This window comes from Actinomycetota bacterium, from assembly GCA_035640355.1.
Taxonomy (GTDB): Bacteria; Actinomycetota; UBA4738; order UBA4738; family HRBIN12; genus CALGFI01.
Genome location: DASQWI010000018.1, coordinates 1 through 15726 on the forward strand (window position 1 = coordinate 1; position 15726 = coordinate 15726).

13 protein-coding genes and 1 tRNA gene are annotated in these 15726 nt (G+C 68.2%); 9 read left to right on the forward strand and 5 right to left on the reverse strand.

Going from position 1 to position 15726, the window contains the following annotated elements; translation table 11 throughout:
• Positions 1-215: cell division protein CrgA (locus VFA08_09750; GenBank protein ID HYZ13873.1), on the forward strand; the 215-nt coding region annotated here is incomplete at its 5' end.
• Positions 216-311: 96 nt separating this feature from the next.
• Here the strand turns inward: VFA08_09750 and VFA08_09755 are convergent.
• Positions 312-572 carry a hypothetical protein gene (locus VFA08_09755; GenBank protein HYZ13874.1) on the reverse strand — a complete coding sequence of 87 codons (261 nt, stop codon included), beginning with the start codon at positions 570-572 and terminating at the stop codon, positions 312-314.
• An 87-nt stretch (positions 573-659) separates the two neighbouring features.
• Between VFA08_09755 and VFA08_09760 the strand changes: the two genes are divergently transcribed.
• The 3 genes from VFA08_09760 to VFA08_09770 all read left to right on the forward strand — a co-directional run bounded on the left by VFA08_09760 (position 660) and on the right by VFA08_09770 (position 3833).
• Positions 660-1898, forward strand: a complete 1239-nt coding sequence (locus VFA08_09760) for a Glu/Leu/Phe/Val dehydrogenase (GenBank protein ID HYZ13875.1) — start codon at positions 660-662, stop codon at positions 1896-1898.
• Positions 1899-1960: 62 nt separating this feature from the next.
• The gene (locus VFA08_09765) at positions 1961-2470 is read left to right on the forward strand and encodes a SigE family RNA polymerase sigma factor (GenBank protein ID HYZ13876.1); all 510 of its coding nucleotides are present in this window, start codon (positions 1961-1963) and stop codon (positions 2468-2470) included.
• A gap of 1 nt (position 2471) precedes the next feature.
• Positions 2472-3833: a hypothetical protein gene (locus VFA08_09770; protein ID HYZ13877.1), complete on the forward strand. Its 1362-nt coding sequence runs from the start codon at positions 2472-2474 to the stop codon at positions 3831-3833.
• Positions 3834-3837: 4 nt separating this feature from the next.
• On the opposite strand, the gene VFA08_09775 is transcribed toward VFA08_09770, so the two are convergent.
• The 3 genes from VFA08_09775 to VFA08_09785 are packed head-to-tail and all read right to left on the reverse strand — an operon-like array spanning position 3838 to position 8462.
• A complete protein-coding gene (locus VFA08_09775; protein ID HYZ13878.1) occupies positions 3838-5643 on the reverse strand; it encodes a prolyl oligopeptidase family serine peptidase in 1806 nt (601 codons plus the stop codon).
• 56 nt (positions 5644-5699) lie between these two features.
• Positions 5700-6149, reverse strand: coding sequence for a Gmad2 immunoglobulin-like domain-containing protein (locus VFA08_09780; GenBank protein ID HYZ13879.1), 450 nt, complete (start codon positions 6147-6149; stop codon positions 5700-5702).
• A 24-nt stretch (positions 6150-6173) separates the two neighbouring features.
• Complete coding sequence (locus tag VFA08_09785) at positions 6174-8462, reverse strand: xanthine dehydrogenase family protein molybdopterin-binding subunit (GenBank protein HYZ13880.1); 2289 nt, start codon at positions 8460-8462, stop codon at positions 6174-6176.
• Positions 8463-8489: 27 nt separating this feature from the next.
• Between VFA08_09785 and VFA08_09790 the strand changes: the two genes are divergently transcribed.
• From VFA08_09790 to VFA08_09810, 5 genes are all read left to right on the forward strand, one after another.
• A complete protein-coding gene (locus VFA08_09790) occupies positions 8490-9560 on the forward strand; it encodes a PQQ-dependent sugar dehydrogenase (protein HYZ13881.1) in 1071 nt (356 codons plus the stop codon).
• Between the two features lie 213 nt (positions 9561-9773).
• Positions 9774-10388 carry a hypothetical protein gene (locus VFA08_09795; GenBank protein HYZ13882.1) on the forward strand — a complete coding sequence of 205 codons (615 nt, stop codon included), beginning with the start codon at positions 9774-9776 and terminating at the stop codon, positions 10386-10388.
• 44 nt (positions 10389-10432) lie between these two features.
• On the forward strand, positions 10433-11497 hold the full coding sequence (locus tag VFA08_09800; GenBank protein ID HYZ13883.1) for an AI-2E family transporter: 1065 nt from the start codon (positions 10433-10435) through the stop codon (positions 11495-11497).
• 767 nt (positions 11498-12264) lie between these two features.
• Positions 12265-15063, forward strand: a complete 2799-nt coding sequence (locus tag VFA08_09805; GenBank protein HYZ13884.1) for an AAA family ATPase — start codon at positions 12265-12267, stop codon at positions 15061-15063.
• 112 nt (positions 15064-15175) lie between these two features.
• On the forward strand, positions 15176-15472 hold the full coding sequence (locus VFA08_09810; protein ID HYZ13885.1) for a hypothetical protein: 297 nt from the start codon (positions 15176-15178) through the stop codon (positions 15470-15472).
• Positions 15473-15600: 128 nt separating this feature from the next.
• On the opposite strand, the gene VFA08_09815 is transcribed toward VFA08_09810, so the two are convergent.
• Positions 15601-15673, reverse strand: a tRNA-Ala gene (locus tag VFA08_09815).
• Positions 15674-15726 lie beyond the last annotated feature (53 nt).

A 15726-nucleotide genomic window follows, 5' to 3' on the forward strand; every position in this document is an offset into this window, starting at 1 on the left:
CCTCCCGCCCCTATGCGCCCCCGCCGACGCGGAAGCGGCCGAAGGCAAGCCCGCGTTGGTACGGCTACGTCGTTCTCGGTCTGATCGTCGTGGGGATCACCGTCATCGTGGCCAACTACATGAACTTCCTCCCCGGCGAGTATCAACCGCTCTGGCTGTGGGTCGGGCTCGGCATCGTCTCCGTGGGATTCATCGCCGCCACGAACTGGCGATAGAGGGGGCGCGCCCCGATCGGCTGGGGAGAGACTGTTGAAAAGCGCCAGATCCGGTGTTCGATTCCTGTGGAAAGTTCGGGGGAGAGCCGGACCCGGTCAGGGCAGGGCGGGGCGCTGAACGACCGCCATCGGCTCGCCGCAATGCCGCGGCACCTGGAGCTCACCGAGCCGCGTGACGCGGAACTCCGTTCCACACTCTCGACACACCAGGAAGACGTCGAGAGCCTCGACGTCTTCTACCCCAGCAGGTCGGCGCGGCCGCGCTCCGACGCCCGACGCCGCGCGCAAGGCGGTGAACCCCACCCAAGCGATCACCACGCCGATGAGCACGGCCGAAAGGACGACCCAAACGCTCACGAACCGAGTGTACGCAGGCAGCAGTCGGGCCCGAACGACCGAACCTGAAGAGTGACAGAATCGCCCCGTAGGAAGGGGCGAGTGGAGATGGGCGCCTTCGAGGCCGTGCAGACGTTCTTCGAGACGTCCGCCGAGCGTCTCGGGCTCGACGATTGCGTCCGGGCCCTCCTGCAGACTCACCAGCGCCAGACCGAGGTGCAGGTCCGGGCGGCCATGGACGACGGCGAGATCCGCACGTTTCCGGGTTGGCGGATCCAGCACAACAACGCGCGCGGTCCGTACAAGGGCGGCCTGCGGTTCCACCCATCGGTCTCGGTAGACGAGTTCCAGTGCTTCGCGGCGCTCATGACGTGGAAGTGCGCGCTCGTCGACATCCCGTACGGCGGCGGCAAGGGCGGTGTTCGGGTCGATCCGAAGCGGCTGTCGGAAGGCGAGCTCGAGCGCGTATCTCGTTCATACATCCGCGAGATCGCACCAGTGATCGGACCCCGGATCGACATCCCGGCACCGGACGTGAACACCGGACCGCGAGAGATGGCGTGGATGGCCGACGAGTACCGGCGCGTCTCCGGCGATGGCGACGCGCTAGCTGCCCTCACCGGCAAACCGATCGCGCTCGGCGGTTCGCTGGGGCGGGAGCAGGCGACGGGACGTGGCGCGCTGTTCGCCCTGGACCGGATCGCGCACCATCGCGGCTGGTCGCGCGACCGGATCCGCATCGCCGTCGAGGGATACGGCAATGCCGGGTGGTGGTTCTCCACCCTCGCCACGCAGGTCGGCTACCGGATCATCGGGGTCTCGGACTCGGGCGGCGGGATCCACAACCCGGAGGGACTCGATCCGCGCACCGTGCTGCAGCACAAGCGCTCGACGGGGAGCGTGGTCGGGTTCAAGAACGCGGACATCATCGACGGAGAGGACGTCGTCGGCCTCGACTGCGAGGTTCTCGTCCCGGCCGCGATGGAGGAGCACGTCCGGGAGGACAACGCCGATTCGGTCAGGGCCAACCTCGTCCTCGAGGTGGCGAACTACCCGATCACGCCGAAGGCGGACGTGTTGCTCCAGGAGCGTGGCGTCACGGTGATCCCGGACATCCTGGCGAGCGCCGGCGGCGTGGTCGTCTCGTACCTCGAGTGGATCCAGAACCTCCAGCGCGACACGTGGAGCGAGGACCGAGTGAACGAGCGCCTATCCGAGATCACGAACGCCGCGACCGACCGGGTGCTGGCTCGAGCCAACGAACGCGGCATCACGCATCGCGAGGCGGGCTACGAGATCGCCGTCGAGCGCGTCGCCGAGGCCGAACGCCTCCGCGGCCGCTGGTAGGCCCACCTTCGCGCTCATGGAACCTTCGGCGGGACCCTGCGCGTCTTGCGCGTGAGATGGTCGTGACGGCCGAACGTCCGCAAACCGAACGGAGCGACGGCGGGAGACTCGAGGAGCTCTTCCGAGTCCATGCGCCCGAGGCGACCCGCCTGGCGTTCCTCCTGACCGGTGAACGCGCGCTCGCCGAGGACCTGGTGCAGGACGCGTTCGTGAAGTTGCTCGGGCGGTTCCGCGACCTTCGGAATCCTGACGCGTTCTGGTGGTACCTGCGCCGCACGATCGTGAACCTTTCCCGGTCGCAGTTTCGGCGGCGGAAGGTCGAACGAGCGTGGCTCGCGTGGCAGCGGCCGGAGGCGACAGCGCCCGGACCCGACCTTGGCGAACGCGACCGGATGCGCCGCGCGCTGATGACGCTTCGACCCGAGCAGCGGGCGGCGATCGTCCTTCGGTACTACGAGGACCTGAGCGAGGCGGACACGGCCGAGGCGCTCGGGATCCCCATCGGAACGGTAAAGTCGACGGTCTCGCGCGGGATGGACCGCCTTCGTGAGGAGCTGAACCGGGATGCGTGACATGAACGAGACGAGGGTTCGCCAGGAGCTGTTCGAGCTGGTACGCGACGTCGACGTGGCGCCGGGTCTCGAGCGGCGCACGATCAAGCGAGCCCGCAAGCAGCGCGTGCTCAACGCGACGCTGTCAGTCGGTCTCGCTGTCGGCCTCATCGCCGGGGTGGCCGTGGGGGCGTCGACGCTGCTGTCGACCGATCGAACGCCGACGATCGGTGGCGACGACGAGACACCGAACCCAAGCGTGGTCGTGCGCCCGTTCCAGGGCATCTGGCCCGAAACCGACGCCACCGGCCTGGCCGACACGCAGGCGCAGGTGGACGACGGACATCAGCCGCTCCGAACCGACTCCGTGGGAACCGCGCAGCTGCTCGCGGTCAACGCATTCGGGTGGCCGCCGGACGAGTTCGGCACGGAGGCCGTCGACGACCGGGGAGACGGAACAACGGTGAACGTCGTGAACCCGACGTTCGGCGACCCCGTCCCTCCCATAACGGTCGAGCTCGCACAACTCGGGCGGACCGGCCCGAACGGCGTCTGGAGCGTCACCCGCGTCTCGAGCCCGCTGATCGAGGTCAACCGGATCGTCGCGCTCGACGACGACTCGGTCAACGTGTCCGGGCAACTGGCCAACACATTGCTGGACCCGACCAGGGTCGCCGACTCGTGGGCCCCCATCGGCATCAGCGTCGAGGTCGTCACCGGTCCGAGTTCGGACTCCGCGGTGAACGGAGACACCATCCCCCTCGCCGAGACGTGGGAGTGGACGACGCCGCCCCTCAACGATCCGGCGGTGTTGTGGATCGAGGTCGTCGATGGCCGTGGCCGTGCGCTCGGGGTGACGGCGATCCCGCTGCCCGCCCCATTCGAGCCCGTTCCTTCACCGACTCCGTCCGCATCTGTTTCCGAACCGAGCCCGGTGCAGCCGCCTCCAGTCGATGTGACGGCCGTGCCTCCTGCGACGGACGAGACCGCTCGGTTGATCTACGACGGCGTCCTGAATCTGGACTTCGAGCTGCTGAAGTCGCTCCTGGACCCGATGACCTTCGTCTACAACTTCGATGACGGGAGCAATCCGATCCCGGAGTGGCGCAGCGACCCGACGGTCCTGGACCCGATTCCGGCGATCCTCGCGCTGGGGCCCGCGGAACCGTTGGCGATCGAGGGGTACGGCACGCTGTACCTGTGGCCGTACCTCGTCGACAGCGACTTCGCCAACCTGACCGATCGAGAGCGCCAAGATCTCGCGTCGCTCGGATTCTCCGATCGCGACATCGACATCATGGTCGAGCAGGGTCACTACCTCGGGCCCCGGCTCGCGATCGACGCCGACGGCGTGTGGCGGAACTACATCACCGGCGGCGAGTGAGGCGCTAGCTCCGGGGAACGCGGCGCTTGAGGAACTCGAGGACGGTGCCCCACTCGTCGATCTCGGTGGCGACGACGTAGGAACTATGGCCCTCGGCGTAGGAGTAGACCTCGACATCGCCACCCGCGCTGCGGAGCGCGTCGACGTACGCGTAAACCTGAGCAGGGACGCACCGCGTGTCGTTCTCACCGACGAGGACCAGCACTGGCGCTTTGACCCGGTCGACGTAGGTGATCGGTGAGCGCTCGGCGATGAACTCGGGGATGTCGTGGACGACCCCGCCAACAAGCGAGCGGTCGTACGCCTGCAACGAGGGCGCTGAATCGTCGTACGAGGCCATGTAGTCACCGACGGGTACGCCGGCGACACCGGCGACGAACCGGTCAGGATGCGTTCCGAGCGCGAGCAGCGAGATGTATCCGCCCCACGACCATCCGCCGATCACAACGCGCTCGGGATCGGCGACGCCGCGAGCGATCAGATCGTCGAGCCCCGACGTGACGTCCTCGACCTCAGGAAAGCCGATGTTCGCGATGATGTGGTCTCGGAACGTGCGGCCGTACCCGGTCGAACCGCGGTAGTTCACCATCGCCACGGCGAACCCCTCGTCGATCAACGACTGCACGTCCGGCCACCACGTGTCCAGATACAGCCAGCTCGGACCGCCGTGCACTTTGAGGTAGGTCGGGAACGGGCCGGGTCCTTCGGGCGTGACGACCCACCCGTGGATGGAATCGCCGGCGGGGTTCTTGAACACCCATTCCCGGTACGGCGCGCCGACGCGAACGCCGCCCGGCGGTGCGGGGAGAACCTCCTCGCCGCGGTCATCGAGCACCCGCGACGCCCGATCGCCGCTGGAAACTCGGAGCCACACCGTCCCGTCGGGTCGAACGCGCGCGCCGTGGATCTCGCCCCGGGGATGGAGGATCTCCGTGAGCGTTCCGGTCGCCAGCTCGAGCCGGTACAGGCGGTCGCGGCCTCGGTAGACATGCGCCACGAGGATCGCGCTCGCGTCGGGCCACCAGTCGATCGGTACGATCTCGCCGGGAAGATCGACCTCGACGTTGGTTCGCCCGCCGGTCGTGGGATTCCATAGCGCGGGACGCATCAGATCGTTGAGCTCGTGCCCGATCAGGAGCCGCGAATCGCCCTCGACCGGCGACCAGGCGTACTCGCTCAGCGCGTGGCCCGCTCCGTCGGCGAGCTCACCTACGACCGCACCGGTCCGAGGGTCGATGACGCGCAACGCCGTATGGATGTTGTCGCCGTCTTGCGCGACAGCAACGCACGCCAATCCCTCGTCCGCGGAAATTCCCGCGAGTCCGAACCCCTCGGTATGGAAGTCCGTCGCCGCCACGGAGATCGAGTCGGCGTCGCGGTGGATCTCCTTCGCCGGGCCGCCATCCTCGGACACGTACAGCGCAAACCCGTTGCGGTCGGCGATGACACCGACGACGAGGTGCAAACCGACGCTCAGACCGTCGGGCCAGCCCAGTGGCGCGCCGGGGAGCAGCTCGCGAGGCGAGCCGCCCTCGAACGGCTCGGCAAGCCACCGGCCCGACTCGTCGCCGGTCGGGTCGGAGAACCAGATCGCCTCCCCCCCGTCCGCCGAGACGGTCGCCGAGATGACGCCCACGGGTTCGTTCGAGACACGGCGATGCGTCTCGGTCGTTCGATCCCACGCGTAGGCCTGGAACGAGCCGTTCTCGTCGGACGTGTAGACGAGTCGATCGGGCGCGTGGCGGGACCAATGGGGGAACGTCCGCGTCGGTGCGCGATACCGCTGCTCCCAGAGTGGGGTATCCGGCATGCGGCCGCAGACACTAGCAGCGCGACGAAGGTGCCGGAACCGTGAAAGAGCGTTGATCAGCCGGCGACGAGGACGACCGGCACGGCCACGACGTTGATCGGGGAGCCGTCCTCCGCGCTCAACTCGAATACCTCGATCGTTCCATCTTGAGTCTTCTCCACGAAGAAGGACAGCTGGGTCGAGAACTCGCCTCGACAGCCGGAGCCGCACGTCGCGGTGGTGAACCTCGCCGCGACCTCGAGACCGCCACTGTCGAGGACGCGCATGTGTACGGTGGCCTCGAAGACGTCTGCAGTACCGGCGATCGTCACCGGGCTGACGACCTCTTCGCCGGACACGGGTTGCTTCACGACGATGGCGGGCGTCGCGCCATCGGTCGGTTCGGACGTCGGCGAGGTCGTGCCCCCGGTCGGCGGCGAGGGTGTCGGCGCTCCTACGTCGGAGTCGGAGGCGCACGCGGTCGCGACGAGCCCGATACTCAGCACGGCGGCGGCGACCCGGCCCATCACGCCGCGATGATACGGCGGCAACTACGCGTTTCGGCCGCGCGCGTCATGGATCGCGCGCCACACACGTTCGGGCGTGAGGGGCGGATCGAGGTGCCGAACGCCGAATGGTGAAAGCGCGTCGACGACGGCGTTGACCACGGCCGGCGTCGAGCCGACCGTGGCGGATTCCCCGATGCCCTTCGCGCCGAAGGGGTTCAAGGGTGTGGGCGTCTCGAGCACACCGCGTTCGAACGATGGGAGCTCCGACGCCGCGGGCATCTGGTACGTCGAGAGGTTCGACGTGACGGGCGTGCCCAGCTCGTCGTACACGACCTGCTCGAACAGCGCCTGGGCGATCCCTTGCGCGAGCCCACCGTGCACCTGCCCCTCGACGAGGAGCGGGTTGAGGATGCGACCGCAGTCGTCGACGGCGATCAGTCGAAGCAGGATAACGGCGCCCGTCTCGACGTCCACGTCGACAACGGCGAGGTGCGCTCCGAACGGGAACGTGGTGCCCGGCTGGAACGGCCGAGCGCTCGAGGACAGCTCCCCTCGCAGGTGGTCGGGCAATCGCGCTCCGTCCGCGACCGCCGACGCGACATCGGCCCAGGACGCGGATGCGTCGGGGGCGCCGACCACCCCGAGCTGTCCATCGGTGGTGACGACGACGTCCTCCGGCGCGACCTCCATCATGTGCGCCGCGACGCGGCGCGCGCGTTCGAGCACCTGCTCCGCCGAACGGAACACGGACGTCCCGCCGATCTGCAACGAGCGTGAGCCGAACGTTCCCTCTCCGCGCTCGACCTCTGCGGTGTCCGAGTGGATCACGCGAACGCGTTCGATCGGGATCCCGAGCACGCCGGAGGCGATCTGCGCGAACGCGGTCTCGTGTCCCTGTCCGTGTGCCGATGTGCCGGCTCGGATCGTGGCGGACCCGTCGTCCGCGATCTCGACCGATGAGAACTCCTTCCGCGAAAACCCGGTGACCTCGACGTACAACGAAACGCCGATCCCCATCTGCCGAACGTCGCCCCGTCGCCGCCGATCCTGTTGCTCCTCTCTGAGCGACGTGTAGCCGGCGAGCCGAGTCACTTCGTCGAGCGCGCGGTCGTAGTCGCCGGTGTCGTAGACCTCTCCCGTCGCCGACGTGAAGGGGAACTGGTCGCGTCGGATCACGTTGCGGCGTCGGAGCTCGATCGGATCGACGCCGAGCTCATCCGCCAACACGTCGATGGCGCGCTCGAGCGACGCCGCGGCCTCGGGTCGACCCGCCCCTCGGTAGGCCCACACCGGTACGGCGTTCGTCACGACGGCGCGGCCCCGGTAGGCGACCCTGGGGATCCTGTACGGGCCGGGCAACATAGAGCTCGTCGTGACCGGCAGGTACGCGCCGATCGGATACGCCCCCATGTCTGACACGATGTCGACGCGGAGCCCGACGATCGTGCCGTCGCGATACGCTCCGAGCTCGACATCGTGGATCTGCGCTCGCCCGTGGTTGAGCCCGACGAAGCTTTCCGATCGCGTCTCCTGCCACGCCACCGATCGCCCGAGGCGCATCGCCGCCGCCGCGCACATGAGGTGCTCCGGATAGACGTACGCCTTGTTCCCGAACCCGCCGCCGACGTCCGGCGCCACGACGTGAACTGCCTTCTGGTCGAGCCCGAGGACCTCGGCGATCTCGCTGCGAACGTCGAACGGGACTTGGGACGGCACCCACACCGTCAGCCCCTCGTCGTGCGGCTCGACGACGATGCCGTTCGTCTCCATCGGCGACGGCGCGAGCCGCTGATGTTCGACGCGCACACGCACGAGGACGTCCGAGCCGTCGAGGACGTTCCCCTCCCACCTCGACTCGAATTCGTACGCGACGTTCGTCCCAGCGTTCGCGAACAGCAGCGAAGCGCCGTCGGCGAGCGCCGCCTCGACGCCGCCGACGACGTCGAGCGGTTCGACGTTGGCCACGACGATGGCGGCCGCATCCGATGCCTGCCCGAGTGTTTCAGCGAGCACGAGCGCGACCGGCTCCCCGACGTACCTGACCGTCTCCGACGCCGGTACCGGACGGTCGAACGGACCGTCGACGTCGTCGGCCGGCGAAAGGTCTGGTAGCGAAAGATCTGCCGCCGTCAGGACCGCGACCACACCCGGCATCGACGATGCCGCATCGACGTCCATGCCTTCGAGCCGTCCATGGGCGATGATGGACCGCACGAATACGGCCCGCAGCGCACCCTTCGGACGAACCGTTTCGACGTATCGACCGCGACCCGTGAGAAACCTCGGGTCCTCGATCCGAGGGACAACACGTCCGAAGATCGGGTTCGTCATGAGCCGTCGAATACCACGGGAGCGAGTATGCGCAGAACGCTGACGTTCGCGGGATGCTTCGTCGTCATCGCGGTGCTGGCTGTGGCGCCCGCACGAGCCGACGTCGGAGTCAGAGAGATCGCCGGCGGCCTCCAGCAGCCGGTCGCCTTCACGTTCGGACCCGACCGGCAGCTCTGGTACGTCGAGAAGGACTCGGGCGAGATCCGCGTGATCGACCTCGCGACGGGCAACGACCGGCTGTTCGAGACGGTGAGTGGTGTGAACGGCGAAGGCGAGCGCGGGATGCTCGGCATCGCACTGCATCCCCGGTATCCCAACCGTCCCTACGTGTACGTGTACGCGACGCGGTCGGCGAACGGCAGCCTGCGAAATCAGATCCTGCGCTACCAGGATCGCAACGGCAGCGGCGCGAACCTCCGGACGATCTTCTCGAGTCCGGCAAGCTCGAGCCCGTACCACAACGGCGGGCGTATCCTGTTCGGGCGGGATGGCATGCTCTACGCGATCGTCGGCGAGGGGCATTCCGCGGCGAACTCACAGAACCTCGACAACGAGCTCGGCAAGATCCTCCGAATGACGCCGGCCGGCGGCGTTCCGTGGTCGAACCCGTTCAACAACCGGATCTGGGCGTTCGGGATCCGCAACTCGTTCGGGTTCGCCTTTGATCCCGCGACCCACGACCTGTGGCAAACCGAGAACGGCCCGGCGTGCAACGACGAGGTGAATCTGATCGTTCGCCGTGGCAACTACGGATGGGGGTCGTCGGCGACGTGTACCGGCTCGTCGCCGGCCAATACGAACCAGGACGGCCCAAACCGGATCCTCCCCGCCTCGTTCTATGCGAACGCGATCGGGATCACCGGGATCGCGTTCTGTGACGGATGCGGCCTCGGAGGGCCGAGCGACGGCGCCGCGTTCCACGGCGCCGTGAACGACGGGCGCGTCACGCGGTTGACCCTCAACCGACGGCGGGACGACGTCGCTCGCCAAACGATCGTGTACAACCACCCTCAGGGAACGCTTTCGTTCGAGATCGGACCCCGAGGGCGCGTCTACTTCAGCGATTTCAACGGGATCTACCAGCTCGTTCGCACGTGACGCCCCGCTCGGCCGACGACCGTTTCGGCCTCTGGCGCCGAGGGAACGTGCGAGGTACCCTCATCCACGTCACGCGAGGAGGCCAACTCCGTGGATATCGGACCGCTGAAGCGAGTGATCGAAGTGGAGCCGGTGTCGCTGCCCGTCCCCGAGGAGCTTCCAGAGCCGGAACGCGTCCCCGAAGCCGAGCCTGCCGAACCGGCGCCCTGACGGATGCCCGAGCCTCGGACCGCGGCGGGAGCGGCGGTCCTGGCCGAAGCGATCGACGCCTGGAGAACGTGGACGCTCGCGGGATCGAGTGACGGACTCGAGGTTCGGCTCTACCCGATCGCCGGAACCGGCAAGGCGTGGCCCGTCCGCGAACCCGTCCTCGGCCGCTGCGCCAGGCGGCGGAGTCACACCGTTCCCGGACTCGGCTGCACGTGCGGGATCCACGCGACGCACACCATCGACATCCTTCGGCGAACTCGCGATCCGTCCGTTCTCGGAACCGTAGCCCTGTGGGGGCGCGTCGCCGAGCACGAGCACGGGTGGCGCGCTGAACTTGGCTACCCGCAGCGGGTCGCGCTCATTTGCCAACTGTGCTTCTGGCAACGCGGGGGTTCGTCGTCGAGCTGCGACATCGTCGTCCGTCACCGCGGCGGCCGCATGGTTCCGCTCTGCACGCCGCACCTCGATCTGTGTCGGCGCTACGGCTACCCGGTGCGTCGCGTTCTGGACGCGGGCACGGTCGAACGCGCGGTTCTCGGCGCCTACGCCATCGACGTGCTGCGGTTCTCCGTCCCGTCGGCGAGCGGCGCCGGTATCGGCGACCACGCGGTCGTCTGACCGAACGCGCGCGGCGGTGAACCTCGGGGTACGGTTCGTCGAGCGTGAGTCGAAACGAACCAGCGGAGCCGCGCGTCGACCACCGCGTCGCGTGGCTCGCCGCCTACAGCTGGCGTCTCCTGGTCATCGCCGCGGCGACGCTCGGCGTCTTGTGGGTCATCCAACTGCTGGCCCCCGTGGTCGTGCCGGCCGTCATCGCGCTGTTCCTGACGCGACTTCTGACGCCCGTCAACGAGGTGTTCCGACGCCGCCTCCGGCCCGGCTTTGCCGCCGCGGCGACGATGCTCGTGCTCATCGCCGGACTCGTCGGGTTCTCGTTCGTCATCATTCCCCCGATCGCCGACGAGGCGGGAACGCTCGGCGTGACGCTGAGAGAAGCCCTCGACGACGTCGAGGACTGGCTGGTCGAATCGTTCGACATCTCACGTGAGGCCATCGAGAACATCCGTTCGCGAGCTGCCGACGAGTTCCAGAGGTTGCTCACCGAATCGGAGGGCCGCTTCATCGACGGCGCTACTTTCGCCGCCGAGATCGTCGCTGGGCTGTTCCTCGCGGTGTTATTGACCTTCTTCATACTCCGCGACGGCGCGAGCTTCGCCCTGTGGGCGGCGGGGCGGTTGCGGCCCGATCATCGCCAGCGCGCTCAGCGCGCCGCGGCCCGCGGGTGGTACACGCTCGGCGCGTATCTGCGCGGCGCGGCGCTGCTCGGGATCGTCGAGTCGATCGCCATCGGGCTGGCGCTGCTCATCGCGGGCGGGTCGCTCATCGTGCCGGTGATGATCCTGACGTTCCTCGCGGCGTTCGTACCGATCGTCGGCGCAATTACCGCGGGTGTCGTCGCGGTGTTGGTCGCGCTCGTCACGGGCGGTGTCGGTTCCGCCGCGATCGTCGGGATCGTCGCCATCGCGGTGCAGCAGCTCGACAACGATGTGCTTGCTCCGTGGATCTACGGGCGAGCCCTCAGGTTGCATCCGGTCGTGATCCTGCTGAGCGTCGTCGCGGGTGGCGCGCTGTTCGGCATCGCCGGAACGCTGCTGGCCGTTCCCGTCGTGGCCGTTGCGGTGAACGTCTTCAAGGAGCTCACCGGCCCGGAAGTGGCAACCGCGTAGCGCGCCGCTCCAAGCCTTCGTCAGACTCCGTGCGGACTGGACTTGCTGGCACTTTGCGGGGAAGCGCTTGACGGCAGTCTCATCGGGACCAACCAAACGACTCGGCAGGCGTGCGGATCAATCGGTCAGAAATCGATATGTCGAGGCAACGAACACAATTAGTCCGCTCAGGATTCCTGCCCACCCCTCCTGAACGATCCACTTGGAGCCGTGGCGCCTCGACCATTCCTCAGGAAGTTGCTGGCGACGTTTGGCCCATACCTCGTCTCGATGGCGAAGATCGTAGACGCCAAGGCGGATCGCGCTAAGGCCAAATACTGCTCCCAACGCCCACCAGCCTTTCCAAACCGCTAGCATGCCGTCGCTACTCTCCGCTCTCCCCACAACTCCGGCCCGGCGATCGTATTTGTGAAATCCGCGGTGTGCCGCTGCTCCGTCGACCCCGCGCGGTAGATCGATCTTTGTTGTCACTTGCCGACAACGGTTCTGACCAGTCTTGATGTGGAGATGAACGGAACTCGAACCGCCGACCCTGCTTGCAAAGCACGACCGGCGTAAGTCGTTAACCATCCACTTTGCTGGAAGCGCATGTCGTAGTCGTGACCCGAAGGAATGGAGAGACTCCGGGACCACCAGTAGAAGGCTGACCCGGGACACATTTGGTTCACGGCCGGCAAACGGGTCCGGGCCTCCGGGCCTCGACGGGTCGAGAGAGTGTCGGACCCGCCATCCCTAAAATCCTGGGTCCACTAAAGCGGGGAACGCCTTTGGCCGGTGACGTCATCGGGCGCGAGTCCGAGCTCGCGATCCTCCATCGCTTCCTGGACTCCATCCCGACCAGCCCGAGCGCCTTGCTCCTGTCGGGTGATCCCGGCATCGGGAAGACGACCGTTTGGAAGCGAGGGCTGGCGGGAGCCCTCGAGCGCGGCTACCGGACGCTGTCGTGCAGCCCCGTCGAGGCTGAGACGCGTCTGTCGTACGCCGCCCTCGGCGACCTCGTCGAGCCCGTCTTGGACGAGAGCCTGCCGACGCTCCCCGAGCCGCAACGTGAGGCCCTTGAGGTGGCACTCCTGCGATCGCCCCGTACCGGCGGACGCGCCGACCAGCGCGCCGTCTCGCTGGCCGTCCTGGGATGCATCCGCGCGGTGGCGTCCGCCGCGCCCGTCGTCGTGGCCATCGACGACGGGCAGTGGATGGATCTGCCGTCTACTCGCGTGTTGCAGTTCGTCGTCCGGCGTCTGAGGGAGGAGCCGATCGGCGTGTTGACGGCCGTTCGAAGATCCGACGGCGACGTCGATCCCCTCGGCGTCCTGCCGGCGTTTCCGGAGGAGCGCGTGCACGCGGTGCATGTCGGCCCGCTGTCACTCAACGACATCGAGCGTGTCGTCCTCGAAACCGTCGGTGAGGGGTTCCCGCGGACCACGCTCTTGCGCATCCACGAGATGTCGGGCGGCAATCCCTTCTTCGCCCAGGAGATCGGACAGGCGCTCCTCCGGCGTGGGGGGGAACTGGCGGCTGGCGAACGGCCTCCGATCCCCGACCGCCTTCAGGAACTCATCGAGGATCGCCTGAAGGGGCTACCCGCCAAGACCGTCGAGGCCCTCGAGGTCGTCTCCGCCCTGTCGGCACCGACGCTGGATACGGTCGCCGCAGTGGTCTCCCCCTCCGCGGAGGACGTTCGCCTCGGTCCGGCGATCGAGCACGGCGTCGTCGAGGTCGTCGGCGACCGCCTCCGGTTCACCCACCCCCTCCTCGCGTCCGCCGTCCATCAGAGGATCCCGCCGGCCAGGCGTCGCGAGCTGCACGCGCGGCTCGCGACGATCGTCCGCGATCCGGAGGAACGAGCCCTCCACCTCGCCCTGTCCGTCGAGGGCCCGGACGTCGCCGTCGCCGCCGCGCTCGAGGAGGCCGCCCTGCTGGCCTCCTCCCGGGGAGCGCCTCAATCCGCGGCCGAGCTCTGGGAGATGGCCCGCCGCACCACGCCGGGTGACCGAGGCGAGGACCTGGTGCGTCGGACCCATCAAGCGGGCGTGGCTCACTACGAGTGCGGGGACACCTCGCTGGCGCGGAGCGTTCTGGAGCAGGCGGTGGACCTCTCCATGGCCGGGCCGGCTCGGGCCCGTGTGCTGCTCGACCTGGGGATGGGCCTCGCCGAGACCGAAGGGTGGCGGGGGGCCTGGGCCGTGTTCGAGGCTGCTCGGGGCGAGGCGAGGGACGATCTCGTGCTGAGGGCACGGATCGAGCAGAACCTCGGGTACGCCTGGCTGTTCCGGGGAGACCTCGCGGCATCGGAACGGCACGCTCGCGCAGCGCTGCAGCTGGCCGACGCACTGCAGGATCCACGGGTGATGGCCGAAGCGTTCGTGGCATATCCGTTCGTCGAGTTCGTCCTCGGACGCGGGGTCGATCAGGAGCTGCTCGATCGCGGGATCGCCCTGGAGGGCCACATGGAGGGCGAGTTCAAGTCCCATGTCCTGCGTGCGAGTTTCACCGTGGCTCAGCTCCTCAAGTTCACCGATCGCCTGGACGAGGCCCGCCGGGCGTTCACCGAGCTCCTGGATGATGCCGCGTCGCACGGCGCCGCGAGCCCAGCCCCGCAGATCCGCTATCACCTCGCCGAGCTGGAGTGCTGGGCGGGCAACTGGGATGCAGCCATGGAGCACGCCCGGGAGAGCAGGGCGGGCGCCCAGCGATTCGGCATGGGGGCGTGGATGTCGGCGGAGGGCCACTTCGCTGTGGGCCTGGTGGAAGCCCATCTGGGGCGGGCCGACCCGGCGAGGCTGGAAGCCCTCGAGGGGCTGCGGGCCGCCGAGGCGGCCGGCGAGATCCTCCTCCAGATCCCGAACCTGGCGGTCTTGGGGTTCCTCGAGCTCTCCCTGGGCCGACCCGCCGAGGCCGATGCGTATCTGTCCAGGGCCGTCGAGCTTGAGCAAGCTATGGGCGTTGGGGAGCCCGCGTACTTCCGGATCGTCCCGGATGAGGTCGAGGCGCTGGTGGCGCTCGGGCGCATCGACGAGGCCGAGGCGCTCCTCGCCGCCTTCGAGGAGGCCGGCAGGAACCTCGATCGAGCCTGGGCCATCGCTACGGGCGCCAGGTGCCGGGCGCTCGTGTTGGCGGCGAGGGGCGATCTCACCGGTGCGTCGGCCACAGCCGATGAGGCGGTGCGGGTTCACGATCGCCTGCCCCTTCCGTTCGAGCTGGGGCGGACGCTCCTGGTGCGCGGAGCGGTGGTGCGCCGGGCGAAGAGGAAGCTTCAGGCTCGGGGCTCGCTCACGAAGGCCTTGGAGATCTTCGAGGGGCTGGGGGCCGCGTTGTGGGCGGACAAGACACGTGCCGAGCTGGCGCGGATCGGCGGACGTGCTCCCTCGTCGCTGGCCTTGACCCCGACCGAGGACAAGGTGGCGGCGTTGGTGGCGTCAGGCAGCACCAACCGGGAGGTGGCTGAGGCCCTGTTCCTCAGCGTCCATACCGTGGAGGCCAATCTCAAGCGGATCTATCGCAAGCTGGGCGTCCGCTCTCGCACGGAACTGGCCTCGAAGTTCCCTCCGGACGCATCGGTGTCCTGACCCGTTTCGTACCGGTTGACGTCTCGATCGATACGGATTTCGGGGATTCCTCCCCGCCACCGCCTCCCTACGCTCGGCCTCGGAACGGAAGGACGGCGAGAGAGGAGAAGGCATGAGCACGAAAGCGGGAACCATCGAAGTTCCGGGCCAGCCCGTGGGGTTCAGGCTCTGGGCCGCGGCGGTGTCCGTCTTCGCAGCCGCCGCCCTGATCATGAGCGCGGTGGCGCTCACCCAGGCGGGGCGCACCTCCAGCCGCGAGGCCGCCAGCGTCGGCGCCCCGCTGTGGGACGCGGGCAAGCTCGGGGCGATGGAGGGCCGCGTGCTTGCGGAGCGCGTCGGCTCCCACGGCTACGCGCTGTGGGACGCGGGCAAGCTCGAGGCGATGCGGGGCCGTGTGCTGGCTGGGTAAGCACACAAATTCGTTCGGCTGTTCCCGGACTTCGTCGGTGATTCGCGAGCGGGCGGCCTGTGTCCAGGGCCGCCCGCGCTCGTTTTGCGTGTGGTCAGTTCGCCGGGTGACAGCTTGAAATCAACCAGTGGAGACGAGCGGACTCGAACCGCCGACCCCCTGCTTGCAAAGCAGGTGCTCTACCAGCTGAGCTACGTCCCCGGATTCACCTTCGGAAACTCTGAGCCGCGCCTTACATACCGCTACCGCGGCCA